The organism is Streptomyces sp. M92, from assembly GCF_028473745.1.
In the GTDB taxonomy this organism is placed as follows: Bacteria; Actinomycetota; Actinomycetes; order Streptomycetales; family Streptomycetaceae; genus Streptomyces.
In genome coordinates, this window is record NZ_CP101137.1 from 5917204 (window position 1) to 5942618 (window position 25415).

The 25415-nt window shown below is 72.7% G+C and carries 26 protein-coding genes; 14 read left to right on the plus strand and 12 right to left on the minus strand.

Annotated features, from left to right (window positions below; genetic code table 11):
* Positions 1-9 precede the first annotated feature (9 nt).
* From M6G08_RS26970 to M6G08_RS26975, 3 genes are all read left to right on the plus strand, one after another.
* Positions 10-516 carry a hypothetical protein gene (locus tag M6G08_RS26970; protein ID WP_272591441.1) on the plus strand — a complete coding sequence of 169 codons (507 nt, stop codon included), beginning with the start codon at positions 10-12 and terminating at the stop codon, positions 514-516.
* Between the two features lie 58 nt (positions 517-574).
* Positions 575-700, plus strand: coding sequence for a S1 domain-containing protein (locus tag M6G08_RS35925; protein ID WP_336299018.1), 126 nt, complete (start codon positions 575-577; stop codon positions 698-700).
* A gap of 67 nt (positions 701-767) precedes the next feature.
* Positions 768-1151 (plus strand): S1 RNA-binding domain-containing protein, encoded by a 384-nt coding sequence (locus M6G08_RS26975; protein WP_336299034.1) that lies wholly within the window; start codon positions 768-770, stop codon positions 1149-1151.
* A gap of 41 nt (positions 1152-1192) precedes the next feature.
* Here M6G08_RS26975 and M6G08_RS26980 read toward each other — a convergent pair whose 3' ends face one another.
* Positions 1193-1819 (minus strand): hypothetical protein, encoded by a 627-nt coding sequence (locus tag M6G08_RS26980; RefSeq protein ID WP_272589718.1) that lies wholly within the window; start codon positions 1817-1819, stop codon positions 1193-1195.
* Positions 1820-1901: 82 nt separating this feature from the next.
* Between M6G08_RS26980 and catA the strand changes: the two genes are divergently transcribed.
* Positions 1902-2567 (plus strand): type A chloramphenicol O-acetyltransferase, encoded by a 666-nt coding sequence (gene catA, locus M6G08_RS26985; protein WP_272589719.1) that lies wholly within the window; start codon positions 1902-1904, stop codon positions 2565-2567.
* A 47-nt stretch (positions 2568-2614) separates the two neighbouring features.
* On the opposite strand, the gene M6G08_RS26990 is transcribed toward catA, so the two are convergent.
* From M6G08_RS26990 to M6G08_RS27005, 4 genes are all read right to left on the minus strand, one after another.
* Positions 2615-3043, minus strand: a complete 429-nt coding sequence (locus M6G08_RS26990; protein WP_272589720.1) for an RNHCP domain-containing protein — start codon at positions 3041-3043, stop codon at positions 2615-2617.
* Positions 3044-3064: 21 nt separating this feature from the next.
* Positions 3065-3445 (minus strand): RNHCP domain-containing protein, encoded by a 381-nt coding sequence (locus M6G08_RS26995; protein ID WP_383143745.1) that lies wholly within the window; start codon positions 3443-3445, stop codon positions 3065-3067.
* A 229-nt stretch (positions 3446-3674) separates the two neighbouring features.
* Complete coding sequence (locus M6G08_RS27000; protein ID WP_272589721.1) at positions 3675-4592, minus strand: CU044_5270 family protein; 918 nt, start codon at positions 4590-4592, stop codon at positions 3675-3677.
* Between the two features lie 20 nt (positions 4593-4612).
* Positions 4613-5251: an RNA polymerase sigma factor gene (locus M6G08_RS27005; protein ID WP_272589722.1), complete on the minus strand. Its 639-nt coding sequence runs from the start codon at positions 5249-5251 to the stop codon at positions 4613-4615.
* A 130-nt stretch (positions 5252-5381) separates the two neighbouring features.
* Between M6G08_RS27005 and M6G08_RS27010 the strand changes: the two genes are divergently transcribed.
* The 4 genes from M6G08_RS27010 (at position 5382) to M6G08_RS27025 (ending at position 10124) form a co-directional block, all read left to right on the plus strand.
* Complete coding sequence (locus M6G08_RS27010) at positions 5382-7496, plus strand: acyltransferase family protein (protein WP_272589723.1); 2115 nt, start codon at positions 5382-5384, stop codon at positions 7494-7496.
* Positions 7497-7594: 98 nt separating this feature from the next.
* Complete coding sequence (locus tag M6G08_RS27015) at positions 7595-8518, plus strand: aminoglycoside phosphotransferase family protein (RefSeq protein WP_272589724.1); 924 nt, start codon at positions 7595-7597, stop codon at positions 8516-8518.
* Between the two features lie 111 nt (positions 8519-8629).
* The gene (locus M6G08_RS27020) at positions 8630-9364 is read left to right on the plus strand and encodes a D-Ala-D-Ala carboxypeptidase family metallohydrolase (protein ID WP_272589725.1); all 735 of its coding nucleotides are present in this window, start codon (positions 8630-8632) and stop codon (positions 9362-9364) included.
* A gap of 97 nt (positions 9365-9461) precedes the next feature.
* Positions 9462-10124 carry a histidine phosphatase family protein gene (locus M6G08_RS27025; protein ID WP_272589726.1) on the plus strand — a complete coding sequence of 221 codons (663 nt, stop codon included), beginning with the start codon at positions 9462-9464 and terminating at the stop codon, positions 10122-10124.
* A gap of 53 nt (positions 10125-10177) precedes the next feature.
* Here M6G08_RS27025 and M6G08_RS27030 read toward each other — a convergent pair whose 3' ends face one another.
* Positions 10178-11584 (minus strand): cellulase family glycosylhydrolase, encoded by a 1407-nt coding sequence (locus M6G08_RS27030; protein WP_272589727.1) that lies wholly within the window; start codon positions 11582-11584, stop codon positions 10178-10180.
* A 165-nt stretch (positions 11585-11749) separates the two neighbouring features.
* Here M6G08_RS27030 and M6G08_RS27035 point away from each other — a divergent pair, with 165 nt between their 5' ends.
* Positions 11750-12262: an SRPBCC family protein gene (locus M6G08_RS27035; protein WP_272589728.1), complete on the plus strand. Its 513-nt coding sequence runs from the start codon at positions 11750-11752 to the stop codon at positions 12260-12262.
* A gap of 29 nt (positions 12263-12291) precedes the next feature.
* Entirely contained in the window at positions 12292-14619 is a 2328-nt protein-coding gene (locus M6G08_RS27040) for an FdhF/YdeP family oxidoreductase (RefSeq protein WP_272589729.1), read from the plus strand.
* A gap of 20 nt (positions 14620-14639) precedes the next feature.
* Here M6G08_RS27040 and M6G08_RS27045 read toward each other — a convergent pair whose 3' ends face one another.
* Entirely contained in the window at positions 14640-16160 is a 1521-nt protein-coding gene (locus tag M6G08_RS27045) for a carboxylesterase/lipase family protein (RefSeq protein WP_272589730.1), read from the minus strand.
* Between the two features lie 77 nt (positions 16161-16237).
* Here M6G08_RS27045 and M6G08_RS27050 point away from each other — a divergent pair, with 77 nt between their 5' ends.
* The 3 genes from M6G08_RS27050 to M6G08_RS27060 all read left to right on the plus strand — a co-directional run bounded on the left by M6G08_RS27050 (position 16238) and on the right by M6G08_RS27060 (position 20127).
* The gene (locus tag M6G08_RS27050) at positions 16238-18703 is read left to right on the plus strand and encodes an SCO7613 C-terminal domain-containing membrane protein (protein WP_272589731.1); all 2466 of its coding nucleotides are present in this window, start codon (positions 16238-16240) and stop codon (positions 18701-18703) included.
* Between the two features lie 67 nt (positions 18704-18770).
* Entirely contained in the window at positions 18771-19607 is an 837-nt protein-coding gene (locus M6G08_RS27055) for a DUF1963 domain-containing protein (RefSeq protein WP_272589732.1), read from the plus strand.
* 61 nt (positions 19608-19668) lie between these two features.
* Complete coding sequence (locus M6G08_RS27060) at positions 19669-20127, plus strand: PPOX class F420-dependent oxidoreductase (protein WP_272589733.1); 459 nt, start codon at positions 19669-19671, stop codon at positions 20125-20127.
* 18 nt (positions 20128-20145) lie between these two features.
* On the opposite strand, the gene M6G08_RS27065 is transcribed toward M6G08_RS27060, so the two are convergent.
* On the minus strand, positions 20146-20751 hold the full coding sequence (locus tag M6G08_RS27065) for a class I SAM-dependent methyltransferase (RefSeq protein WP_272589734.1): 606 nt from the start codon (positions 20749-20751) through the stop codon (positions 20146-20148).
* Between the two features lie 144 nt (positions 20752-20895).
* Here M6G08_RS27065 and M6G08_RS27070 point away from each other — a divergent pair, with 144 nt between their 5' ends.
* Positions 20896-21630, plus strand: a complete 735-nt coding sequence (locus M6G08_RS27070; protein WP_272589735.1) for a class I SAM-dependent DNA methyltransferase — start codon at positions 20896-20898, stop codon at positions 21628-21630.
* On the opposite strand, the gene M6G08_RS27075 is transcribed toward M6G08_RS27070, so the two are convergent.
* The 4 genes from M6G08_RS27075 to M6G08_RS27090 are packed head-to-tail and all read right to left on the minus strand — an operon-like array spanning position 21581 to position 25164.
* Positions 21581-22636: a pyridoxal-phosphate dependent enzyme gene (locus M6G08_RS27075; RefSeq protein ID WP_272589736.1), complete on the minus strand. Its 1056-nt coding sequence runs from the start codon at positions 22634-22636 to the stop codon at positions 21581-21583. The two genes, M6G08_RS27070 and M6G08_RS27075, sit on opposite strands and share 50 nt — an antisense overlap.
* Positions 22557-23609: a GHMP family kinase ATP-binding protein gene (locus M6G08_RS27080; protein ID WP_272589737.1), complete on the minus strand. Its 1053-nt coding sequence runs from the start codon at positions 23607-23609 to the stop codon at positions 22557-22559. Before M6G08_RS27080 ends, M6G08_RS27075 begins: the two co-directional genes overlap by 80 nt.
* The gene (locus M6G08_RS27085) at positions 23606-24415 is read right to left on the minus strand and encodes a Rossmann-like domain-containing protein (RefSeq protein ID WP_272589738.1); all 810 of its coding nucleotides are present in this window, start codon (positions 24413-24415) and stop codon (positions 23606-23608) included. Before M6G08_RS27085 ends, M6G08_RS27080 begins: the two co-directional genes overlap by 4 nt.
* A complete protein-coding gene (locus tag M6G08_RS27090; RefSeq protein ID WP_272589739.1) occupies positions 24412-25164 on the minus strand; it encodes a methyltransferase in 753 nt (250 codons plus the stop codon). Before M6G08_RS27090 ends, M6G08_RS27085 begins: the two co-directional genes overlap by 4 nt.
* Positions 25165-25415: the final 251 nt, after the last annotated feature.

The window sequence follows — 25415 nt, forward strand, 5'->3', positions numbered from 1 at the left end:
GAGGCCAGCATGTACGCCATGACGACCCCGAACGACCACCTCCCCGCCGCCGCGCCCGCGCCCGCCTGGGCACGCCGTGCCGCCCACGCCGTCGCGCTGTGCGCACTGCCGTCGGGCCTGTGGCGCATCGCCATGGCATCCGGCGTCTACGTGGGCTACAGCGACCAGGTGCTGCGCGACGTCTACGACATCCCGGGCTGGGGCATCGCATACGTCGTCGGCCTGTCCGTCCTCGCCGAGGTGGCCGCACTGCTCCCGCTGCTGCTCGTCAGCGACCGGTGGCGGCCCCTGCGCCCCTCGACCCTCACCAGGGCGGCCTGGGCCGCATCGGGCACTCTCGCCCTGGTGGCGCTGTGGCAACTCGTCGTCGCTGTCACCGTGGAAAGCCGGACGTACCTGTCGAGCGGTGCGGCGCAGACGGTGTGGGGCATGGCTTTCGCTCCGCTGTTCGCCATTCCCGTCCTGACGACTGCGGTGACCTGGTCGTACGCGAAGCGGCACCGGGGTTGTGGCTGAGGCGCCCCGAGGGGGAGCATCGGTCGTCGCACTGGATCGAGGGGGAGCCGTGCCGTTCATGGACGCTGCCGAGAACGCCGGACTGCGGGCGTTTCTGAGCTCTCGACGCAAAGGCGAGATCATGCCGGGCTGGGTCGCCTCGATCGAGTCGTTCGGCGTCTTCGTGCGTTGGACGACGCCCTGATCACCCCGTCTTCCCGGGCGTCGGGTTCATCACGATTCCCGAACTGTCCTGGCGGCGCTTGGGGAGGGTGTCGGAGGTCGTGCGGGTGGGGCAGCGCGTTTCGTGCGTGTTCCTCCAGTTCGACACGGTGAACGCAGAGGCGAGGCTGTCCCTGCGGGGGACTCGGCCTGCCCCGTTCCGGGCCTTCGCCGAATGCACCGCGGTGGGCCAGACCCTCCAGGGACAGGTCACCGAGTTGGTCCGGTTCCCAGCCTTCGTCCAGCTCACCGGGGACATCGAAGGACTGGTCCACCTCCGGGGGCTCGCCTGGAGCGATGTCGAGGCTCCGCGGGAGGTGGTCCGGGTCGGCGACCGGATCGCGGTCGTCGTCACAGAGGTCGACCCGGAGCGACGCAGGGTGGCCCTCTCCCGGCGGCAGGCCCTTCCCCGCTCCCGTGCCGACAGGACGTAGCGGGAGCCGCCCCGCGTACCGGCCGGGTGCTCACCTTCGCGTCATACGGGGCCCTTCCCGCCGGGCAGGGCGTGCGCGAGGAGGAACTCGGTGGCTGCCGCGATCGCCTCGGCGTAGGTGCTGTGGACGGCCTCGGACTCCCGCTCCCGCTGGTCCGCGGCGGTGGCGGTGTACCACCAGGCGTCGGCGTCGGCATCGTGGTGGACGACTGCGCTGCCGCCTGCGTAGTGGAGCGGGACGGACTCCCGGGTGGATTTCCTGACCACCGCGTGGGGCCACTTGAGACGGGCGGACTGGCGCTTGATGCCGCCCCACGCGGCACCGAGTTGAGCGTAGGTCGCTCCGCTGCGGCCGGCGACCGTGGCGGCGCTCTCCGCCAGCCGGTCGACGGACTGCTTGGCCTCGTACAGGGCCCGCAGCAGCGCGAGCTGCACATCGGGGGCGGCCATGAGCACCGGGTCGAAGGGCTTGCCGGCGGTGCGGTAGGCCTGCGCCCGGGTCGAGATCCCTTCGGCCAGGGCGCGGACCGCGTCGTGGACTCTCTCGTCCATGGTGAACGTGTCGCCCGTGGTGGGCTCGGTCCAGGAAGGCTCCATCAGGGTGCTGACGGTGGCCCAGAAGTTGTCGTCGTTCTTGTCGGGGGTCGGGAACTCAGCCGCTTCGGTCATGCGACAAGGTTACCTGTCAAGGCGCGATGATGACAGGTAAATCTGTCGGGACCTTGGGTAGATCACCTGGCATGATGACCGGATGCATGCTCCCCTTCCGGTCGACTTGGACACATGGCCGCGCCGCCGGCACTTCGAGCACTACCGCCGACTCGTTCCGTGCACGTACTCCATGACGGTGGAGCTCGACGTCACCGCGTTCACCGCGGCACTGCGGCGGTCACCGCGCAAGTCGTACATCGCGCAGGTCTGGGCGCTCGCCACGGTCGTCAACCGCCACGACGAGTTCAGGATGTGCCTGACCGCGTCGGGGGAGCCCGCCGTCTGGCCGGTCGTGCACCCGTCGTTCACGGTGTTCAACCCCGACCGCGAGACGTTCGCGTGCGTGTGGGCCCCGCACGATCCCGACTTCGGCGCGTTCCACGACGTCGCCGCCCCCTTGCTCGCGGAGCACGGTCGTGCCACCGACTTCTTTCCTCAAGGGACACCGCCGCCCAACACGTTCGACGTGTCGAGCCTGCCGTGGGCCTCCTTCACCGCCTTCAACCTCAACATCGGCGACGGCTGGGACCACCTCGCGCCGATCTTCACGCTCGGCCGGTACACCGAACGCGACGGCAGGGTCCTGCTGCCCCTCGCGCTGCAGGTGCACCACGCCGTCGCGGACGGGTTCCACTCGGCACGGCTCGTCAACGAGTTGCAGGCGCTCGTGGCGGACCCGGCCTGGCTGGACCGCGCCGCCGACTGACGGCGCGGTCCCGGCCGTTCACCGGGCCGCGCCCGCCACCTGCCCCCTCACAGGGTCAGCAGCACACGGTGCGCGATGCTGGTGTCCCTCAAGGGCTTGAGGACGAGGCGCACGAGGACCAGTGCGTTGTCGTCGCCCGCGATCCGGTTGGCGCTGAGCTCGCCGCAGGCCAGACACTGGTGGATGATCATCCACTCACCGTCGGACCGTACCGACATGCTCAGTGCTTCCATCCGGCCCCGGCAGTCCGCGGCCCGGTCGCCCGGGACCCGCCGGTCGACGTGCAGGCTGGTCAGGCAGTTCGGGCAGTGGTTGCGGTGCGTGGTGCCGGACGCGTTCGGTGACACGTCCAGGCGGCAACCCACGCACCGGAAGGCGTTCGCCCGGTGCTCTCCGTGTCCGTGGAGGACGTCCTTGCGCCGCTGCGGCCGCCGCGCGGCCCGCGCACGCCCGTGCGGCTTACTGCGCCTTGGCATGATCGTGCTTCTCCTTCCTGCTCACAGGTCACCGAACACTTCGAGCGGGAAGGGCGGTTGGGCCAGTGGCCGCACGGCCATGCGCATCAGGACGAGCTGGTTGTCGTCCGTGCAGACGGGGTTGGAGGTCAGCTCGTCGCAGCGCACACAACGGTGGATGACCATCCAGTCACCGGTGCGCAGGACGGCGATGGAGATCGGCGACATCCGGCCGCGGCAATCGCTGGGCCCGCCCTCGACATGGTCGAGGACGTGCTGCGAGTGCAGGCAGGACGGGCAGTGGTTCCGCCGTGCGCCGTCGCCGGCGACGGTGGACACGGTCAGGCCGCACCACGCGCACACGAACGTTCCAGTGAGGGTGCGGTGCGGAGTGCCTGAGGGGGTCTTTCTGGTGCTGGACACCCGGGGTGCTCCTTGCTGAGTGATTGGTGATGACAGCAAGAGCAGGCCGAGCGGTCTCGACGAACGAGCCCACCCAACAGCGTGAAGGGTCGGACGGTCAGGCGGTGCGGCGAGGCGCGCTCGGCGCGGGCCGGGTCATAAAGTCTCGTTTCCAGGGCCGTCACCGGCCCAGAGCAGATCGACAGAACACCGACACGCTAACCACTGCTCCAGGCCGGGTGCCACCGAATTACGGTCCCGGCTCCCAGGAACGGGCCGGCGGCGCACCGGCCCGTTCGGCGACGCCGATCTCGAGCAGCGCGGTCGTCTCCTCGACACCGAGGAAGACGAAGGTCGACACGTCGAAGACCAGGGCGCGGCCGTCCGTGCGGGATCGCGGGAGGGCCAGGCCGGTGCCGGTGCGCCCGACGACGTCCTGGACCCCGTGCTCGACGACGACGCCGGGGATCCGGCGCGCGGCCCCGTACAGCGCCTCACCGAGGCCGGGGACCAGGGCGGCCGGTTCCAGCACACCGGCGATGTACTCGAATACCGCCTCCTCGCGGGTCGGCCCCTGCCCTTCCGTTTCCCGGTAGACGTACGCGAGCAGCTTCCGCGGGTCGGTGGGCAGTTCCCGGAGTTCCCGGTAGTCGCTGCCGCCGGACATGGCCATGTGCTCCGTCGTCGGCGAGTCCGGGTCGAGACGGTCCCCGGCCACGGGCCGGGGACCGGTCAGGGCCAGACCGTCCCGCCGGCCGCTCACGGCGAGCCAGTCCTCTCGCTGGACCACCTCCGCCGCACCGCGGTGGCCCGTGTACTCCCCCGTCATGACACGGCGTGTGTACAGGAACTGGTCCGCGCCCATCGCGATGGCCCCGGGACGCCCGACGGTCGTCGCGGACCGGCCCTGAGTGTGCACGGCCTCGCGTCCGCCCTGCAGCCCGGTGACGACGACCGTTCCCGTCACCACGGTGGCCGCGAGCGCCAGTGGCGCCGCCGCCCAGACGACGAGCCGCCTGCCCGGGAGCCTCCGGGGCGCAGCCGCCCGCTTCCTCGCGATCTCCCCCATCAGGTGCTCTCTGAGCACCCGGCGCCGGTCCGGTCCCAGCATCGGGTCCCCCGGGGCCGGCAACGGCTCGGTCGTCTCCTCGAACTCGAAGCAGTCCAACCCTCGACGATCCTTCGGAGTCATCGTCCTCCCCCCTCCGCGCACCGCTCCACCCGTCCGTGCCGCGCGAGCGTCGGCGGGCCGGGCACCGGGTGCCGAGCCGCGGCGGGCGCCCGCCCGCGCTCCGCGTCGGTGAGCGCGCGCAGTCGCTTCCTGGCCCGCGAGAGCCGCACCCGTACGGTGCCGGCCGTCACCCCCAGGGCCCGGGCCGCCTCGGCGGTGTCGAGCCCCTCCCAGACGCACAGGGTGAAGACCTCCCGTTCGGCGCGCCGCATGCCGCTCAACGCCCGTTGGGCGGCGACCAGTTCCTCCCGGTCGGCCAGCCGCTGCGTCACCTCGTCGGCGAAGTCCGGGACCGGGGCGGCGGGAGGGAGCCGCGCGAGAGCGTCCCGGTGCCGGCGGGCCGTGCGCGTCATGTTGCGCATGACGTTCGTCGCTATGCCCAGCAGCCAGGGGCGCAGGCTTTCTCCGTGAGGCAGCACCCGTTCACGCAGCCGCCAGGCCTCGAGGAAGGTCAGCGACACGACGTCCTCGGCGGTGGACCAGTCGCCCGTGACCCGTACGGCGTGCCGGTGGACCGTCGAGGCGAAGGTGTCGAAGAGTCGCCCGAAGGCCTCGGGGTCCCCGGCTCGGACACGGTCGCGCAGTGAGTGCTCCACGCCTGTAACTGTCCGCAGGACGGGGGACGCTTCGGTGACGTGCGTCATACGGGCCGGTGGAGAGCAGACGGCGGTACGCCGTGTGACCGGGGCAACAGTAATCGCCCCGTACCTGCGGACAGTCCGGAGTGTGACACGCACCTCCGACGTCCTCCTCCCGACCCGATCTCCGGCGCCGAAGCGGCCGGACCCGTCGCCTGTTCCCCACCGTCGCGACATCCAGGGACTGCGCGGGCTCGCCGTCACCCTCGTGGTGCTCGCGCACGCCGGACTCCCCCGTCTCGCCGGCGGCTACGTCGGTGTCGACGTCTTCTTCGTCGTCTCCGGCTTCCTCATCACCTCCGGCCTGCTGAGGGAGGCCGAGCGCAGCGGGTCGCTGTCCCTGCGGCGGTTCTACGGCAGACGCGCGCTGCGCATCCTGCCGCTGGCGACCCTGGTCTGCCTCTGCACCCTCGTCGGCTGCCGGTTCCTCGCCTCGAAGGTCCGTTACGAGGAGTTCCTGCACGACGCGCTGACCAGCGGCTTGTACGTCATGAACGTGAACCTGGCGGTCTCGGGGACCGACTACCTCCAGGAGGGCGGCGCGCCGTCGCCGTTCCAGCACTTCTGGTCGCTGTCCGTGGAGGAGCAGTTCTACCTGCTGTGGCCCGCGCTCCTCCTGGTGACCTGGAAAGTGCTGCGCCGTCCGTGGCTGAGGGTCCTGCCGCTGGGCGTGCTCTGCCTCGTCTCGTACGTCCTGAGCGTGTGGACGACCGCCGGCTCGCCGTCCTGGGCGTACTTCGGCGCCCACACCCGGCTGTGGGAACTGGGCGCCGGTGGCCTGCTGGCCTTCTGCGCGGGGGCGTTGGCCCGTGTTCCGCGGTCCGTGGCCGCCGCGGGATCGTGGCTCGGGCTGTCCGCGATCGTCGCGTCGGCCGTGGTGTACGACGCCGGCACGCCCTTCCCCGGCCACCATGCCGGCCTGCCCGTGCTCGGCACCGCGCTGGTGATCGCCGGCGGGTGCCGGCCGTCCCCGTCCGGCGCCTCACGACTGCTCGCGCTGCCTCCCGCGACCTGGGTGGGGGACCTCTCGTACGGCTGGTACCTGTGGCACTGGCCGCTGCTGCTGCTCGGTCCCGCCGCTTTGAACCGTTCGGCCACCCTCCCGCTGTCCCTCCAATTGAGCGCGGCGGCGCTGCTGCTGGCCTGGGCGACCCTGCGTCTGGTGGAGAATCCGGTCCGGTTCCGCGCGTCGCTGAAGCGCAGGCCCACGGCAGCGGTGGGCCTCGGCCTCGGCCTGACCGCCGGCGTCGTGTGCGTCTGCCTGGTCGCGGCGTCCTTCCCGCCGACGATCAGCTCCGGTGTGCGCGCCCCGACGCTGAGCGAGACCCTTGCGACGGCACCGCATCCCGAGGACCGGCTCGCCGGTCTCCTCTCCACGTCCGGGACCCGGCTGCCCGCGAATCTCTCCCCGTGGCTGCCGGACATCAAGAAGCAGCGGTCGGCCGTCTACCGAGACGGCTGCCACGTCGGCTACGGCGCCACGGACTCGCCCGCGTGCGTCTACGGGGACCCGTCCTCGCGCGACGTCGTGGTCCTCTTCGGCGACTCCCACGCGGCACAGTGGTTCCCGGCTCTCGACCGGGTGAGCCGGGAGAACGGGTGGAAGCTGGTGTCCCTGACGAAGGCGTCCTGCAAGACCGCCGACGTCACGATCCGGGCCCGCGGCCGGGCGTACGAGGCGTGCGACACCTGGCGGGAGAGGGCGCTGCGGCGCATCACGGAGCTGCGGCCGATGCTGGTCGTGGCCGCCTCGTCCGAGGCGGCGGATCCGGTGCGCCGGATGGAGGATCCGCTGCGGGAATGGACGGCGGGATACGAGCATGTGTACCGGCGGCTGGCCCGTGACGCCGGCTCGGTCGCCGTGCTGCTCGACAGTCCGTGGCCGAAGGGCGACCCCGTCGAGTGCGCGGCGCGGCATCCGCTGCGGCTGGGGAACTGCGAGGCGGACCGACGGGACGCGATCAGGTCCCCCACCCTGAGGGAGGCCGGCGAACGAGCGGCCCGCCGGGCCGGCGCCGCGGTCGTCGATCCTCGGCCGTGGCTGTGTTCACGGGCGGGCCGGTGTCCCGCGGTCGTCGCGGACACCTTCGTCTACCGCGACGAGAGCCACGTGGCGGAGTCGTACGCCCGGGCACTGGCCCCGGTGCTGCGGGAGGAGTTGCGCGAACTGGGATTCGGCGGCGGCACGCACCCCGCCGGCTGACGACGCTCACGACGTCGGCCGGCGGTGCGGCGGGAGCGGTCGCCGTCCACCCGGAACTCCGTTGCCGCCCGGCCGGCCGGTGGGCTACGGTCGCGATCATGCTGCCTGTGGTGGAGACGGACGAAGAGTGGGACGCGATCGTTCCCGACGAGTCGGTGATGCGTCCCGGTGCGTCGGACCTCTGTGCGCGGCTCGGTCTCGCCGACGCGCCGCTGACCCGCTTCCCGGACGGGTCGCAGCCGGTCTACGCGGTGGGTGACGAGCACGTCCTCAAGCTGTTCCCGAAGGCCGCCGCGCAGGACGGCGTCGCGGAGGGCCGGGTCCTCGCCCACCTCCAGGGGCGGCTGCCGGTGCCGACGCCGCGGGTACACGACCGCGGCCCGTACGAGAACGGCTGGCAGTACGTGCTCATGTCCCGGCTCCGCGGCGAGAACTTGGCCCAGGCCTGGGACCGCGTGCCGCACGCCGACCGGGAACGGCTCGTCACCGAGGTGGGCGAAGCCCTGGCGATGCTCCACTCCCTCGACCCCGGCCCGCTCGGGGACGTGCTCGGCCCCGGGGACTGGGGCGCCTTCGTGGAGCGCCAGAGCGCCGGTGCCGTGGAACAGCAGCGCGCCCGCGGGCTGGCCGCCGGCTGGCTGGAGCAGATACCGGACTTCCTGGCCTCGGTGCCGCTGCCGCGCGACCCGGACCGTTGTCTGCTGCACACCGAGGTCATGCGGCAGCATTTCCTGGTCGACCCCGACGGATGGCGGCTGACCGGGCTCTTCGACTTCGAACCGGCCATGATCGGTGACCGCGCCTACGACTTCGTGGGCGTGGGCCTGTTCGTCACGCGGGGTGATCCGGACCTGCTGGCCCGGCTCGCCAAGGCCTACGGACGCACCTTCGAGCCGGTCGAACTGCTCGCGTACACGCTGCTGCACGTATACAGCAACCTCCCTTGGTACATGCGGGAACTGGGTGCGCCCGCCGAAGGAACGCTGCACTCGCTCGCGGAAGCGTGGTTCGGCACGGTCTGACACATGCCCGTCATGGCGCCGGCGGCCAGGACCCCGGCGCCATTGACGCGCGTAGTCCGTTCCCGCACTCTGGGCTTCGGTTGTTGTCGGCTCAACGGTCGGGAGGCCGGGATGTTCAGACGCGTGTCACGCCTGCTTCTTTCGTTTGTCATGCTCATGACTGGTGCCGCGGTCGGCGTGGGTGCCACCGCCGGCACGGCTCACGCCGACTCCTGCTACACCTGGAACCGCACCCTGTCCCAGGGATCCTCCGGCAGCGACGTGACCCAGCTGCAGATCCGGGTCGCCGGCTGGGTGACGTCCGGCGAACGACTCTCCTACGACGGCCAGTACGGCGCACGGACCGCCGCCGCCGTCAAGAAGTTCCAGGCCGCGTACGGACTGAGCGCGGACGGCGTCGCCGGACCCGCCACCTTCAGCAAGATCTACGCCCTCCAGGACGCCGACTGCACGCCCGTCCACTTCACCTACGCCGAACTCAACAAGTGCAACTCCGACTGGTCCGGCGGCGCCGTCTCCGCGGCCACCGCCAGGTCGAACGCGCTCAAGACCATGTGGAAGCTGGAGGCGATGCGGCACGCCCTCGGCGACGTCCCCATCACCATCTCCAGCGGCTTCCGCTCCCGCGCGTGCAACAACGCGGTCGGCGGTTCCGCCACCAGCCGCCACCTGTACGGCGACGCGGCCGACCTCGTCGGCTCGCCGTCCCTGTGCCGGCTCGCCCAGCAGTCCAGGACGCACGGCTTCTCGGAGATCCTCGGCCCCGGCTACCCCGGCCACAACGACCACACCCACGTGGCCTTCGACCCGTCGCCCTACTGGTCGGCTCCCACCTGCGGCATCTGATCCGGCGGTGACCGGGGCGGCCCCGTCCCGTGTTCCGGAGCCCACGGCGGCGGTGGCACAGTGGAGGGAGTCTTCCGTCCTGTGGAGGTAGCCCCGCATGCGTCTGCTGCTCGTACGCCATGGTCAGACCCCGTCCAACCTCAAGCACCTGCTGGACACCGACGCGCCGGGGCCGGGGCTGACACCTCTGGGGCAGGAGCAGGCCGCCGCGCTGCCGCAGGCCCTGGCGGCGGAGCGGATCGGTGCGCTGTACGCCTCCACGCTGGTGCGTACCCAGCTGACCGCCGCGCCGCTGGCGGCCGCGACAGGGCTGGACGTCCGCGTCCGGGACGGGCTGCGGGAGCTGGCCGCGGGAGAGCTGGAGATGCGCGGGGACGAGGACGCCGCCGCCGTGTATCTCTCCACTGCCTTCGCCTGGTCCGCCGGCGACACCGGCCGCCGGATGCCCGGCGGTGAGAACGGCGTGGAGGCCCTGGGCCGCTTCGACGCCGTCGTCGCCGAGGCGGCGGAGGCGGGCGCGGAGACGGTGGCCATGGTCAGCCACGGCGCGATGATCCGTGCGTGGGTGGCCGCCCGGGCGGACAACGTCGACGTCTCGTACGCCGCCGGCCACCCGCTGGGCAACACCGGCGTGGTCGTGCTCACCGGCTCGCCCGACCGGGGCTGGCGGGCGCTTCTGTGGGAGGGCAGTCCGCTCGGCCCGGAAGGGGACTTCCCCGAGGACAGCGGGCCGGCCGGCGAGGCGGCCCCCCGTCCCTGAGGGGACCACAGACCTCCGCTTGCGCCTTCCGCCGTCGTGGACTCCCCGGCGGGTCACCGCGGCGGGCGAGGAGTGACGACGACGGTGACGTACGCGCCCGGTCGCGCGACGACGCGCACGGTCCGCGCGCGGTCACCGGGCGGGGCCGGCGTGGCGGTGCGGGCGGCGCCGGTCAGTTCGATGCGCCAGCCGTCCGCCCGGGGCGGCAGGGAGACCTCGGTTGCGCCGTGCCCGGCGCGGTACGACAGCCGGAAGACGCCGCCGTCCGGCTCGTACGTCTGAGCGGTGACCCGTCCGGCGACGGCCGGGGCGTACGGCGCCGAGGTCTGCTCCTTGTTGGTCCGGAAGCGTCCCTCGGCGTCCACAGCGCAGTACCCGCCGCCGTAGCACCAGACGTACCCGGCCCAGCCCGAGGTGTAGCGGTTCAGGGACGACAGGGCGTCGCGGTAGAAACGCCCCATGTTCGGCAGCGAGTTGTTGAGCGGGCCCCACTCCCCCACCACGACGGGGACGCGGTACCGGCCTGGATAGACGGTCACCGCGGACTCGTACGCCTCGATCCAGCCGGCCGACGGGTCGTAGTCGGCGCCCGCCTCCATGGCCGTGTTGTAGAAGTGGGGCGCGTAGACGGCCTTCGGGTCGTCGATCCGGCCCAGACCGGTGGGGACGCCCTCGCCCACGATGGGAGTCGGTTCGAAGAAGATCCAGGAGTCGTCGTCGACGTCGCGGACGGCGTCGGCGAGCCGGTTGTACAGCGGGGTGAGCTGCTCGCGCTCGATGCGCCGGGCGGCCGTCGGCAGGTCCTCGCCCCGCGCGATCTCGCCCATGGGCTCGTTGATCAGGTCGTAGCCGAGGACGGCCGGGTGGTCCCCGAGGCGACGGGCCAGCACCCGCCACATGTCGGCCTGGGCACGGCGCAGGTCGGGGTCCTCGTAGAGGTGGGTGAACGCCCGTTGCACGGCCGGTTCGAAGTACTCGGCGAACCAGTCGTCGGGGTGCGGGGTGAACGGCAGACCGTCGGTCCTCGTCGCCCACTCGGGGATGCCGCGGTGCCCGAACGCGGGCCCGAAGACGTCCTGGTGCGCGTCGATCAGGACGTGCACGCGGTGCTTGTGCGCCCAGTCGAGGATGCGTTCGATACGGCGCAGATACCGCTCGCTGTAGTGGCCCCGGCGGGGCTCGAGGTCGTCCCAGAAGACGAGGAGCCGGGCGAAGTTGAAGCCCCGGGCCCGCAGGTCCCGGAAGTGCCGCTCACTGATCGCGGACAGGGCGTCCTCGCCCCGGTGCGTCTTGTCCTCGACGTTCCAGCCGCGCAGGGTCAGCACGCGGCCCCGGTCGTCCGTGAGCCGGGGTATGCCGGAGGGCGGGACCCGGTGGTCCTCGACGGCCGGCCGCGCGTAGGCCGTCCCGGTGGCCAGCAGCGCGACGCAGACGAGCGCGGTGAGCAGACGGCGGTGCATGGGACCTCCGGCACGGTCGGTCGGCTGTGCCGCAGATCACATCAGAGAAGATGAGAATTGTTCAAGACCGCCGACGGCGTGCGGGCGCTGCCGCGAGGCTTCCCGTGGCGGGCACCCGGCCGGGCCGTGACACTGGGGGTACCAGTGATCGCAGACAGGCGGACCATGACCACGATCAAGGAGACGGTCCAGGTCACGGTGCCGGTGTGCACCGTGTACGACCAGTGGACCCAGTTCAAGACGTTCCCCCGGTTCATGACCACGGTGAAGAGGGTCGAGCAGGTCAGACCGTCCATCACCCATTGGGTGGTCGGTCTGGGGCCGGTGCGGCGCGAGTTCGCGACGGAGATCGTCGACCAGCGGCCGGACACCTGTATCACCTGGCGGAGCCTGGACTCACACCACCGGGGCAGGGTGACGTTCCACGCGGCGGGCCCCGGCCGGACCGCGGTCACCGTACGCATCGATGTCGGGCGACGAGGTGCCGCGGCCGTGCTGTCCGGCCTCTCCGGTGTCGCGCGACGCGTGCTCCGCTCCGAGCTGGCGCACTTCAAGGAGTTCATCGAGGGGCTGGGCCAGGAGACGGGTGGCTGGCGGGGGACCATCCGCAACGGACACGTCCTGCCGGCGGAGCCCGAGCCCGCGCGCTGCCGCGTTCCCCGTTGGCCCGTGGGCTGATCCGACCGGCGAGAAAGCGAGCGACCTCTGTGACGCACAGGCCACCGGGCGAAGAGCCCGCGCAGGAACTCACCGTCACTCCGCCCGAGAAGTGGGCGGCGGGCGTGCCCGCGGTGCGGCACGCCCTGCGGTACTCCCTCGACGAGACGTCCGTGAGGCGGACCGGGGTGACCCTGCTGACCATGAACCAGGTCGGCGGCATCGACTGCCCCGGCTGCGCGTGGGCGGACCCCTCCCCCGGCCACCGGCACCGCAACGAGTACTGCGAGAACGGCGCCAAGCACATCAACGACGAGGCGACGTCCCGGCGCGTCACCGCCGACTTCTTCCGCGAGCACTCGGTGTCCGCCCTGCGCCGGCACTCCGACCTCTGGCTCAACCAGCAGGGGCGGCTCACCGAACCGGTGGTCAAGCGCCCGGGTTCGGACCACTACGAGCCCATCAGCTGGCACGACGCGCTGGGGCTGATCGCCGACGAGCTGAAGTCGCTGCGCTCCCCCGACGAGGCGGTCTTCTACACCTCCGGCCGGGTCAGCAACGAGGCCGCCTTCGCACTGCAGCTGTTCGCCAGGGCCTTCGGCACCAACAACCTGCCCGACTGCAGCAACATGTGCCACGAGTCCAGCGGCTTCGCCCTGCACGAGACGCTGGGCACCGGCAAGGGCACGGTGAGTCTCCAGGACCTTCACCACGCCGACCTGATCTTCCTGGTGGGACAGAACCCGGGGACCAACCATCCGCGGCAGCTGTCCGCGCTGGAGGAGGCCAAGCGCAACGGGGCCCGGATCGTCGCGGTGAACACCCTGCCGGAGGCCGGACTGCTGCGGTTCAAGAACCCGCAGAAGGCCCGCGGGGTGATCGGACGCGGCGTCCAGATCGCCGACCGGTTCCTGCACATCCGCGGCGGCGGGGACCTCGCCCTCTTCCAGGGACTGAACCGGCTGCTGCTGGAGGCGGAGGACGACCGGCCCGGCACCGTACTCGACCACGCGTTCATCCGCACGAGCACCAGCGGCTTCGAGGAGTTCGCGCGGCATGCCCGGAGCATCGCCTGGGACGACGTCCTGCGGGCCACCGGACTGACGCGTGCGGAGATCGAGGAGGTGCACGGCGACGTCCTGCGCAGCAAGCGGGTGATCGTCTGCTGGGCCATGGGCGTGACGCAGCACAGGCACGGCGTCCCCACCATCAGGGAGATCGTGAACTTCCTGCTGCTGCGCGGCAATCTCGGCAGGGCCGGAGCCGGTGCGTGCCCGGTGCGCGGGCACAGCAACGTACAGGGCGACCGCACGATGGGCATCTGGGAGCAGATGCCCGACGACTTCCTGGACGCGCTGCGGGAGGAGTTCGGCTTCGACCCGCCCCGCGCCCACGGGCTCGACTCGGTGAACTCGATCAGGGCCATGGGCGAGGGCCGGATCAAGGTCTTCCTCGGCGTGGCCGGCAACTTCGTCCTGGCCGCCCCGGACACCGCGGTCACCGAGGACGCCATGGAGCGCTGCCGGCTCACCGCCCACATCTCCACCAAGCTCAACAGATCGCACACGGTCTGCGGTGACACCGCACTGATCCTGCCCACCCTGGGCCGTACCGAGCTCGACATCCAGGCGGGCGGCGAGCAGTTCGTCACCGTCGAGAACTCGATGAGCGAGGTGCACGTCTCCCGGGGCCGTCTCACCCCGGCCTCCAGGGTCCTGCTCAGCGAGGTCGCCATCCTGTGCCGGCTGGCCCGCCGCACCCTCGACGGCGGGACCGGCATCCCCTGGGAGCGGTTCGAGGCCGACTACGGCTCTCTGCGTGACCGGATCGCCCGCGTGGTGCCGGGGCTGCACGACTTCAACCGGCGGGTGACCCGGCCGGGTGGCATCAGGCTGCCCAACCCGGTCAACGAGGGCGTCTTCGCCACGTCCACGGGAAAGGCCCGGTTCACCCGCAACGACTGGGAGATGCCTACGGCTCCCGAGGGACACCTGCTGTTGCAGACGCTGCGGTCGCACGATCAGTGGAACACGGTCCCCTATACGAACAACGACCGCTACCGGGGCATCCACGGCAGCCGCCGGGTCGTCCTGGTCAACCCCGAGGACATGGCGGACCTGGGACTCTCCGAGAGGCAGTACGTCGACCTGGTGAGCGTGTGGACCGACGGCACGGAACGCCGTGCCGAGGGCTACCGGGTGGTGCCGTATCCGACCAGCCGTGGCTGCGCGGCGGCGTACTACCCGGAGACGCAGGTCCTCGTTCCGCTGGACAGCGTGGCCGAGATCAGCAATCAGCCGACGTCGAAGGGGCTCGTGGTGAGGCTGGAGTCCGCGGGCCCGAAGCCCGGCGAGCACGCGGATCCGCCCCTCGGGTGAGGCCGCCGCCCACCGACGCGTCAGCCGCCCGGGCGGCCGGGCCGCATCGGATCGAACCGGACGTCGCGCCACAGCTCGCGGAAGCCACACGTGTCGTCGGCCGTCAGGCCGTCGTCGGGGACGGCCCAGGATCTGACCGGTGTGGCGTCCGGCGTGACCGCCGGCCAACCCGGGTCCCCGGTGGCCGCGAAGCCGGCCCAGGAGCGGAGCATGCGGCGGGACAGGGCCCGGTCGTCTTCGTCGGGTTCGCCGCCGATGAGGAAGTCCGCGCCGACGGCGTCCAGGTTGCCGAAGGCGAAGGGGATGTCCGCGGTGTGCCAGGGCCCGGCCGCACCGCGCCGGCGGGCGAAGCGGGCCAGGTACGCCCGGCCGCCGGCCCTCGCGTGCTGCTCGGCGAGCCGGGTGGTGTACTCGCCGAACCGCGCGTCCCCGAGGAGCGCGAGGCAGCGGTCGAGCACCGGGGCGTCCGGCAGCAACTCCCGGTAGCCGTCGGCCAGGTGGGCGGGGAGACGGAGGGCCTCGGCGACGTCCGCGAGCTCCGCCTCGGTGACGGCTGCCCGGACGGCTCCGACCATGTGGAGGAACCGGTATTCCTCCAGCGTGTGACAGACCAGCAGATCCACCTCCCGCGCCGGGCCGGAGGCGAGCGCACGGAGCGGTTCCGCGGGCAGCACCTCACCGTCGACGACGGGCTGGAAGATCACGGGGTCGAAGGCCTGGATCGGCGTCACGGGGTCCGTCCGGCACTCCGCGGTGACCTTGTCGGACGCGGTCACGAGCGACTCGGGCGGCACGGACAGCAGTCCCGCGGCCGTCGGACTCACCCCGGCCTCGGCCGCGATCCGCCCGGTGACCGCCTCGGCGAGCTCCACGGTGAAGAAGGCGCTGGGCACGCTGTGGGCGATGGCCCGCCGGAACAGCCCGCGTGCCCGCTCCATGGCCATCAGGCAGGCCACCGAGCCTCCCCCGGAGGAGTGCCCGGCGATGGTGACGTTGTCGGGGTCGCCGCCGAAGGCCTCGATGTTCTCCCGGACCCAGACCAGGGCGGCGGCCTGGTCGAGCAGCCCTCGGTTGTCGGGGAACCCGGGCACGTGGCCGAAGCCCTCGAAGCCCACGCGGAAGTTGCAACTGACCACGACCAGACCGGCGCGGGCCAGGGACGCCCCGTCGAAGTCGGGCTGGGCGGACGAGCCGAAGGTGTAGGCGCCACCGTGGATCCAGAAGAACACCGGCAGCCCGCCGGCTCCCGCGCCGTCGGGCACCCAGACGTTGACGGTGAGGACGTCCTCGTCGCCCGGCCGCCACACCGGCGCTCCCGGCAACTCGGCGGACTGCGGGGCGATGGGGCCGAAGTCCGTGCAGTCCCGTACCCCGCTCCAGCTCGGCGCCGCCTGCGGCTCCCGGAACCGGCGGGCACCGAAAGGCGCAGCGGCGTACGGGACCCCCAGCACGGCTGTGACACCGTCACCGGCCGTGGTGCCCCGCACCCGGCCACGGGTCGTACGGAAGACTGCCTCTTCATCACGTGGTTGCTCACTCATCGCGCGTCAGTCTGACTGAGTAGGAACTGAGTACGCGCACCCATGTGCGGCCAAGTGACGAGGCCCACACTCAGGCCATGACGAACATTCCGCCTCCGGCCGAGGAACTGCGCTTCCTCGACGCCGAGCTGCGGCAACTCGACGCCCGCCGCGCCCTCTTGCTCCGGCGCCGCGAGTGGCTGGTCCACACCCTGCGTACGGCCTCGGCACCGCAGCCCGCCCGGGTGGCCGACCCGATGTGGCCCGGCACGGCCGCGCAACGGCCGGAGGCGACGGCACCCGGCGTGCAGAACGTGCTGCTGCTCCTCGGCGGCATCCTCCTGACGGTCGCCGCCATCGCCTTCACGCTGGTCGGCTGGGGTCACCTGGGGATCACCGGACGGGCGCTGGTTCTGGGCGCGGTGACCCTGAGCGCGCTGGCCGTGCCGGTGCCGCTGCTGCGGCGAGGACTGGGCTCGACCGCCGAGGCGGTGGCGGCTCTGGGCATGGCCCTGACCGTGCTCGATGCCTACGCCCTGCACGAAGTGGCGTTCGACGGCAGCGGCGGTCTCGGGTACCCGGCCGCCGCGTCGGCCGTCCTGGCCGGTGCCTGGGCCGCGTACGGCGCGGGGGTGGGCCTGCTGGTGCCGCGGGCGGCCGACGACATCGAGGCGGAGCAGGGCCGGGCGCGGACGGGCGCGCGTTCCGCCCTGCGGCTCCCGCTCCCCCTCGCCGCGGTGACCGCGCAACTGCCGCTGCTGCTGTGGGCGCTCGCCGTCGAGGCGGGCCCGCACGCGCTCACCGCCGTGCTGCTGGTGACCGCCGCGGCCGACACCGCCGTGTCGCTCCGGTCGGCCCACGCGCCGGTGCGGGTCGTCACGCTCGTCGGCGCCTGCGGCACGGGTGCCGTCGGGGTGCTGTCGGCCGGATGGCTCTGCTGGAGCGCGCCCGGTCCGGGTGCGGCCGCGCGGGGCGCCGCGCTGCTGGTCCTCGCCGCGGCGATCGCCCTGACCGCCGCCCGGTTCGCCCCGGTGCCGGACGTCGCCGTGTGTGCCGCCCTGTCCGCCGGGCTGTTCCTGGTCGCGGGGGCGGGCGGGGTACTGCGGGCGTCGGTGCCCGGTGAGTGGACGGTGCCCGGATGCCTGGTCCTCGGGATCGCCCTGCTGACGGCTGTCCGGGTACCGCTCCCCCGGCCGCTGCGGCGGGGGATGGCCGGGGCTTCGCTGGTCGTCCAGGGCCTCTCGGTGCTGTGGGCGCTCCCGCTCGTCACGGGGACGCTCTTGGGCCCGGCGGCCCGGCTCGAGCGTCCGTGGTCGGGGGTGCCGCTCGACTCCCGGGACGCCGTGTTCGCGGACGCCCACTGGCCTTCCTACGCGACTGCCGCACCGCTCGTCCTCGCCCTCGTGGCCGCTGTGCTGGCCGTGGCCGAGCGCCACGCGGTGTGGCGCCCGGCGGCCGGGGCGGGTGCGCTAGTCCTCGGGTGGGCGGCGCTGTTCGTGACCCCGGTGGTGCTCGAAGTACCCCACGGGGCGGGGCTGATGACGCAGGGGGTCCTGGTCCTGGCCTCGCTGGGGGTCGCCGAGCGGGCCCGTCGCGTGGCAGGCGGGCCGTCCGCGCCGGCCGTGACGGCCGTCGTACTGGCCCTCGTCACCTCCGTCGCCCTCGCCCTCGCCTCCCTGGCCACCGAGACCGGGACGATCGTGGTGCTCCTGACGCTGACGGCGCTGTTCGGCGTGGCGAGCGCCCGTCCGGGGCTCGTCGTGTTCGCCGCGCCCGCCGCCCTGGGGTACGCCGCGGCCCTGGCCTGCGCGGTCGGGGCGTCCGCCGGCCGGCCGCCGGAGCACACCGCGCTGCTGGTCCTGGTCGTACCCGTCGTCGCGGCTCTGGTCGCGGCGCGGGCGCGGGGCTCGGCCGCGACCGTGCCGGTCGAAGCGGCGGGCGCGGCCGCGGTGCTGCTGTCGCTCGCTCTCGCGGTGCGGGAACTGCCCATGCTGGCCCTGGTCCTCTCGCTCTGCGGGGTCGTCGCCGCCGGAACCGCGCTGCGGCCGGAGCGGCGGCGGGCCGGTCACGTGGCGGCCGCCCTCTTCCTGTCGGCCACCTGGGTGCGGCTGGCGGCGTGGGACGTCACCACGCCGGAGGCCTACACGCTGCCGGTGACCGTCGCCGCGCTGGCCGTCGGACACCTGACCCGGCGCCGTGATCCGTCGGTCTCCTCCTGGACGGCGTACGCGGCGGGGCCGGCCGTCACCCTGGTGCCGAGCCTGCTCGCGATGTGGGGCGATCCGCACTGGCTGCGGCCCCTGCTGCTCGGCACCGCCGCGCTGGCCACGGCCCTGACGGGCGCCCGGTTCCGTCTCCAGGCCCCGCTGGTCCTGGGCGGGAGCGCGCTCGCACTGGTGGCGCTGCACGAACTCGCCCCGTACGTCACGCAGGTCGTCGGCGCGCTTCCCCGGTGGGTGCCTCCCGCACTCGCCGGTCTGGCACTGCTCGCCCTGGGTGCCACGTACGAACAGCGGCTGCGCGACGCACGGCGGCTGCGGGAGGCGCTGGGTCGGCTCCGGTAGGCGGCGCCCCGGGCGCGGGCCGCCGACTGTCGGTCCCCGACGCTGAGTTCGTCGCATGAAGCCGGAGATGCTCGACAGACTGAACCGGGTCCGCGAGTCGGCGCTCGCGCGCGGTGTCCCGCCCGCCGAGGTGGAGAGGTGGCTGGAGGCCGCCCGCCCGTGCGCGACGCTCACGCCTGACGGGGACGGACCGGTCGTGGGCCGCTTCGGCGGGCCCCTGCTGCTTCCCGTCGAGTTCGCCAACCCTCCGGCGCGCACGTACCTGATCGCGTCCATGGATCTCGCGGCACCGCCCGCGGACGCGACGACCCTGCCACTGCCGTCCGACGGTGTACTGCACCTGCTCGCCCGGTCCGCCGACGACGGTTTCGATGCCGGCGGCGAAGCGGTGTACGTTCCCGCCGGCACACCGGTGGAGGAGCGCCCCCTGAGCCCGAGGCACTCGCCCAGGGACCCGTGGGCGAACATGGGCCGGGGCCCTCATGAAGGGACGGCACTGCGGCTTCGCCGTGAGGTCTCCCTGCCGGACTGCGAGGCGATGTACGCCCCCGCCGAGCACCCCCACGCCGCGGAACTGCGCGATGCCTGGCGATCGGTGCGCGACGAGGACCGGTCACGCGGCAGGTCCTTGCTGCGGATCGACGGGTACGCCCGCGATCCCTACGGCGAGTTCGACATGCTTGACGTAGCAGCGTCGCTGAGGGCCCGGAGGGAACGGCGGCCGCCGGGCGAGTCCGCCAGTGCCTGGGCCGCACCTCGGCCGGAGGACTGGGCCCTGCTCACCCAGTGGTACGGGGGCGTCTACGTCCACGGTGACGTCTACTGGACGGTCACGAGAAAGAACCTGGCAGAGCGCCGTTTCGATGAGGTGGACGTGTTGGGGTGCATCGAAGGCCCGGCCTGACCGGCGCCCGCGCCGCTCGCGTTCCGGAATTCATCGAGCACCCCCGGACGTTGATCGGGTCATGACTCAATCACCGGCACCACGCCCACTGTCCGATGAAGCGCTCTCCGGCCTGCTCGGCAGCCAGCAGTTCGGCACACTCGCCACCGTCAAGCGCAGTGGCCACCCCCACCTGACCACCATGCTGTACGGATGGGACCCGGAAGCCCGTATCGTCCGGTTCTCGACCACGGCGGACCGGGTCAAGCTCGGGCACATACGGCGCGAGCCGCGTGTGGCGCTGCACGTACAGGGTGACGACGTGTGGTCGTTCGCCGTCGCGGAGGGCGAGGCCGAGGTCACGGAGATCACGACGGTGCCCGGCGACGCGGTCGGGAGGGAACTGCTCGCGATGATGCCGGCGGCCCTCAGACCCGACGACGAGGAGGCGTTCCTGGCGCGGTCGGTCGCCGAGCGCCGAGTGGTCGTCAGGCTGAAGGTGGACCGCTTGTACGGCACGGCACTCGATGTCCAAGGGTGACGCACCGCTGTGGCTGCGTCAGCGGCGATGGACGCTGACCGCGTAACCTCCGCCGTCGTAGGGGTCGGCGTCCCAGGTGGCGAAGCGGTCGGTGAGCGTGAGGCCGGCCGCGGTGCAGTGGGCGTCGTACTCCGCCAGCGTGAGGCTGGGCGGCACGGGCAGGTGCTCCCGGTCCAGGCCGAAGCCGGCGACGAGCAAGCCGCCCGGGTGCAGGGCCCCGGCCAGGGCGGCGGCGACGGCGGCCTCCGTGCCCGGCGCGAGGAGGGGGAACACGTTGCCCGCGGCGACGACGAGGTCGAAGCCGGGGCCGAGGTCCGCGGCAGCCGGGTCGAACTCGGCCAGGTCGGCCTGCAGCCAGGTCAGCCGGGGCGCGTTCCGGCGGGCCACGGCAAGCATGGAGGCGTCGCGGTCCACGCCCACCCCGTCGTAACCGAGGTGGGCCAGTTGGATCAGGACCCGCCCGGTGCCGCAGCCCGCGTCCAGCACCCGCGCCCCGGGAGGCACCAGCGTGGCGCACAGGCGCGCCTCGCCATGGACGTCCTGCCCGCTTTCGGCGAGTTCGGCGAAACGCGCGGCGTACTGCTCACCGGACGTGCCGCCGGTCAGCTGCTCCCATCGGCTCATGACGGCAAGCCTAACGGGCCGATGGCCCCGCCCTGCGGTCCGGCCCGGCCCACCGCGCCGGGCCGGGCCGGGCCGCCGGCGTCTTCCGCTCCGCGAGGCAAATGCGTCGACACCGCATCCCCGCGCCCGGCAGAGTGGTCGCCCGTGACGAGCAGCGAACTGTGGACACGCGCGACCGCCGACCGCTACGACGCCGAGGAGACCGAGATGTCCTCGGCCGCCGTCCTCGGACCGACTCTCGACCTCCTCACCGAACTCGCCGGGGACGGCCGGGCGCTGGAGTTCGCCATCGGTACCGGACGGGTGGGCGTCCCCCTCCGGGAACGCGGTGTGCCGGTGGTGGGCATCGAACTGTCCGAGCACATGGCGGCGGTCCTGCGGCGCAAGGCCGACGAGGACACGCTGCCGGTGACCCTCGGGGACATGGCGACGACCGTCGTTCCCGGCGAGTTCGCCGTGGTCTACCTCGTCTACAACACCATCAGCAACCTGCTCACCCAGGACGAGCAGGTCGAGTGCTTCCGCAACGCGGCCCGTCATCTGAGGCCCGGGGGCAGGTTCGTCATCGAGTTGGGCGTGCCGCCCCTGCGCCGTCTGCCGCCCGGCCAGACCGCGGTGCCGTTCGACGTCTCCGACCGGCACCTCGGGTTCGACACCTTCGACCTGGTCGAGCAGATCCTCGTCTCGAACCACTTCACCCGCGACGGCGACCACTACCGCCGGGACGATTCCCGGCACCGGTACGCCTGGCCGGCGGAGCTCGACCTGATGGCGCGCATCGCCGGTCTCGGCCTGGAACACCGCTATGCGGACTGGGACCGCACGCCGTTCACCCAGGACTCGGTGAAGCACGTCTCGGTGTGGCGCAAGCCGGGCTGACGACCGCCGCCTCGGGGGCGGGCGAGCCCTTCCAGTCCATGCGGGACCAGGGCAGTGCGAGGTCGTCCGTGCCGCGCACCGGACGGGGCGCCAGGTCCTCCACCCGGGCCGCCTCCGCGTGCCGGGCGAACACGGTGTCGACGTACCGGTGGCCGGTGTCCGCGGCGATGAACACGGCCGTCCGGCCGGGCTCCGCACCGCGTTCCCAGCGGGCGGCGAGATAGGCGGCGCCGGTGGACAGACCGGCGAAGACGGCGTGCCGGCGCAGCAGGTCGACGCTCCCGGCGAGGGCGGCGTCGAAGGCCAGCCAGTGGACGGTGTCGTACAGGTCGTGACGCACGTTGCCGAACGGGATGGAACTGCCGATGCCGGCGATGATGATCTCCGGGTCCGAGACGTGGTCGCTGCCGAAGGTGACGCTGCCGAACGGCTGGACGCCGACGAGTCGCACATCGACGGAGCGTTTGCCCAGATAGTGGGCGAGCGCGCCGGTGGAGGCCCCTGATCCCACGCCGCCCACGAGGGACAGGGCGGCGGCACCGGTCTCCTCCTGGATCCGTTCGGCCACGGCCTCGTAGCCGAGGTAGTGGACGTCGTCGTGGTACTGGCGCATCCAGTGGTGGCCGGGGTGGTCGCGCAGGATGTCCCGGACGCGGGCGACGCGACGGCTCTGGTCGAGCTTGAGGTCGCTGCTGGGCGGCATCTGCTCCAGGGTGGCGCCGAGGACGCCGAGTTGCGTGCGCAGGGTGTGGTCGACGGTGGTGGAGCCGACGATGTGGCAGCGCATGCCGTAGCGGTGGCAGGCCAGCGCGAGGGCGTAGGCGTAGATGCCGCTGGAGCTGTCGACGAGGGTGTCGCCGCGCCGCACGGCCTTGGTGTCGAGCAGGTGGCGTACGGCGGCCAGGGCGGAGACGACCTTCATCGTCTCAAACCGCAGGCAGACGAGTCCGTCGTCGAGGCGTATCAGGTCCGGTCGGCCGATGGCTTCCGAGATGTGTTCGTCCACGGGGGTACTCCTCAGTGGCGGGGGTCGCGAAGGTGGTGAAGGTCCGGGTCGGCGGGATGCCTTCACGGTCCAGGGCGCGGGCGCAACGGCGCAGCCTGCGGGGCAGGCCGGGGACTCGGGGATCGAAGAGGATGCCGGCGACGTTGCCGCTGTGGGCGATCTGCACCCCGGCGGCACCCACGCTGTCGGCGATGGCGGTGAGTGCCGGGAACTCCCGGTGCCTCAGCACGCGTTGACGCAGACGGGCGCTGGCCGTGCCGACCCTGCCGAGCAGCGCGGTGTCGGCGTCGGTCACCGCCCTGCGCAGCATGCGGCGCAGGTGCTCGTACGCGGCGAGGTCGTCGTGCGCGACGAGGACCGGCAGGGAGAGGGTGTCGACCGGTTCGCCGCCGCCGAGCGCGCAGCCGACCACCACCGCGGGCGGCAGCGCGGAGCCCAGGGTTTCGAGGACGCGGCCCTCGCGTTGCGCGAAGAGCAGCGGGCGACAGCCGTGCATCAGGGGGTCGCTGGCGCCCTCGGCGCGCACCGCGAGCCGGGCGATGGTCTCCGGCGGCAGGAGCAGGCCCCGGGAGTCGGCGACCGCGCGCACCGTGGCGATGACGTCGCTGGTGGACGAGCCCATGCCGAGTCCGACGGGGAGGTCGCCGGTGAGGGTCAGCTCGCCGCCGCACGGTTCCTCTCCGAGGCGCTCCGCGCACTCCCGGAGCGCGAGGACGGCCGCCGCCCGCGCCTTGGCCCGGCCGCCCGGCGTCACCGTCACCTCGTCGGGCGGGCTGTCGGGCCGGCAAGTGAAGCGGGCCGTGCTGCCCCGGGCGGTCATGGGCAGGGTCACCAGGCCGTGACGGGGACGGCGCCGTTCGTCGAGGAACACGCCCTGGAGGATCTCGCCGTGGTGGCAGGCGGCGTGTCCGGTGCCCGTGGTCTCACGGGCGGCGGCGTCCGGCGACGCCGGTCGGCGGGTGGCGGACGTCATGCGCCGGCCGCCGCCCGGTAGCGGTACAGGGTCGTGGGTTCCGCGCTGAACTGGGAGAAGGGGAAAGGTTCCGCGGACAGGGCGGTCACGCCCGCGCCGAGGAACGCGCGGGCCACGGCACTCCCGGTCTGGGCGTAGACCACAAGGGGAACGCCGCGCTCGCGGCAACGGGCCAGGACGGTGTCGAAGCTGCCGTTGCTCAGGGTCATGCCGGTGGCGACCACGGCGTCGGCGGTGCCGAGGAGCTCGTGCATGTCGTCGGTGACCGGGTCGCCCCACTGGGTGGTACGGAGGTTGAAGTCGCAGAGCAGGGGGGCACCGCCGCGTTCGCGGATGGCCGCGACCAGCGGGTTGACGACGCCGATCAGGCCGACCCGGGCGCCGGCCTCGACGTCCAGGAGGCCGGCGATGGCCGCGTCGCGGGCCCGCGCCCGGGTCTCGGGTGTCCCGGCGGGCAGGGTGACCGGTTCCGCCCCGGCCGCCTCCCGGTGCGGCCGGACCGCGCTCAGGTAGGCGTCGAGCGCGGCGATCCGCAGCGGGTGGGGGGCGTCGCGCAGCAGCGTGTCGAGGGGGGCGCCGGAGGCGTCGCGGCACAGGGACGGGTCGGCCTCGCCGGCCTCGAAGGCGCAGCCGCCGAACGAGGCGCCGACGCGGACGAGGACGTACTGGTTGAGGTAGGTGGTGTTCCCGCCGGCCAGTCGGGTGCCGTGGTGGACCCAGAACACGCTGGTCGCCGTCATCTCGGCGGGAGGTTGACCGTGTTCGCCCGCCAGTACGCCGGCCAGGAGTTCCTCGGTGTTCTTCATCGTCGGCCTCCGGAGCGGGGCGTGTCGTGGGTGATGCGGAACAGGAAGGTCAGCACGCCGTCCCGCCAGTCGTGGAGGTGGTCGACCCGGGGGCTCAGCCCGTGGTCCAGGGCGTGCTGGACCAGGGCGCGCAGGTCGGCGGTGTTGGAGGCGATGAGGTGGATCTCGCCGTCGGGTGCGAGGAGGTCCTTCTCCGTGATCTGGGCGAAGAACTTCGCGATCAGCGGTGCGCCCACGCAGACGTTGCGTACGACGTCGGGGTCGTCGCTGACGGTCTGGCTGACGGCGGGCGGGTTGAAGGTGACGACATCCAGCTGGACGGCGTCCGGGAGGGCGTCGAAGACGTCGCTCACGGCGGGGAGGAACGCGGTCTCCGGGCGCTCGCCGACGAGGCGCCGGTAGTGGCGGGTGGCCGCGGCCACGCTCTCCGGATGGACGTCGAGCGCGTGGATCTCCCGGGCGCCCCGGACGCCCGCCGCCACGGCCTCGACGCCGAGACCGACGCCCATGGCGGCGTATCGGCGGCCGCGGGTCTCGATACGGCCGTCGAGCAGCCGCTCGTGGATCAGGCGGCTGGTCCAGCCGGGTATGAAGACGCCCGGCGGGACGTCGAAGGTCCATCCGTTCCACTCGTAGGAGCGGGTGGTGTGCAGGTCGCCCTTGGGCTGGTTCAGGGCGATGATGCGGTCCGCGGGCAGCGGCGGGGGCAGCTGCCCGAGGAGCGCGGGCCCGGTGGTGTTCCGGTCCATGGGTGGGTCCTTCCTGGTGCGTTTCCGGGGGAGCGTGATGAAGCGACAGGTGTACGCGACGGACGAGGCGTCGGCCTCTCCCGGCAGCACACTAATGGAAATGATTGTCATTGCGGTAGCCTGTTTCCGACGCAGCGCCACCCCGCTCGCCCGGCCCACCTCCACGGCGGGCGGCGTCATCCCATCTCTTTGGCCCATCAAGGCCGTTGGGGCGCGCCGCGTCCGCCCGCCGACCCCGTACAGGACAGGAG